Source organism: Neisseria sp. P0021.S007 (genome assembly GCF_051956855.1).
The window spans coordinates 1-554 of sequence record NZ_JBQCXA010000990.1 but is presented as its reverse complement, the minus strand read 5'-3'; the positions used below and the strand labels follow the sequence as shown (position 1 = coordinate 554).

Sequence of the window (554 nt, the reverse complement as noted above, 5' to 3'; positions counted from 1 at the left end):
GTTTTAACAGGGTTTTTATTTTATAAAAAAACTCCAGCAACCTTTCTACACTATCCATACATACAAAAAAATACAAAACAAAGGCCGTCTGATATGCTCTTTCAGACGGCCTTTTTTATGATTTCTATTTATCCAATACGTTGAAGGACAATTTCTAGGACAAATTTACTGCCCACATAGGCAAAAATCAGACTGACAAATCCGACAATAGTCCAAACGGCGGCTTTTTTGCCGCGCCATGCGGTCATGCTGTGTTTCAACAATAATGCGCCATAAATCAGCCACGACATAATACTGAAGATGGTTTTATGCGTGAAGGTCATCGGCTTGCCGAAAATGGTTTCTGCAAAAAACGTACCGCTGATTACAGAATAGGTCAATAAAACGAAACCTGCCCACATACCTTGGAACATAAGTTTTTCCAAACTCAATAATGGCGGCAAGAAGCTGACCAATGCGGAAAAACGGCGTTTGTGCAGATTGCGGTCGAGCAAAAGGATCAGGATGGCAAATAAGGTAACGATGCCAAATAGTCCGTATGCGAGCAATGATGA

Annotated in this window: 1 protein-coding gene; it reads right to left on the bottom strand. The window is 40.8% G+C overall.

The features are described from left to right. Window positions 1-128 precede the first annotated feature (128 nt). Window positions 129-554 (bottom strand): cytochrome C assembly family protein (locus ACTHUR_RS17130; RefSeq protein WP_440399899.1); only part of this gene is annotated, 426 nt, incomplete at its 5' end.